1 protein-coding gene is annotated in these 251 nt (G+C 72.5%); it reads left to right on the forward strand.

The features are described 5' to 3' along the window. Positions 1 to 251, forward strand: a 251-nt coding sequence (locus OOT08_RS02330; RefSeq protein WP_442916158.1) for a hypothetical protein, incomplete at both ends; no start/stop codon positions are given.

Consider the following 251-nt stretch of genomic DNA (forward strand, 5'->3'; position numbering starts at 1 on the left):
ACCCTGCGCCTCCTCGTGACCACGGTGGTCGCCCTGGCCCTGGCAACCTCGCTCGCGGCGCTGCTGGCGGCCAGGAGCGCCAAGGAGGAGCAGATGGAGGCCCTGCTGCCCGTGGTCATCATGGCCGCCTACGGCGCGACCATGCTCGCGATGTTCGCGCCCGGGTTCTCCCCGCTGTGGCGCGCGGCCGTGCAGGCGCTGCCCACGACCTGGTTCATCGAGGCGGCGAACGCCGACCTGATCGGGAGCAC

The sequence above is a fragment of the Leucobacter sp. M11 genome (assembly GCF_035726885.1).
Classification (GTDB): Bacteria; Actinomycetota; Actinomycetes; order Actinomycetales; family Microbacteriaceae; genus JAPFRB01.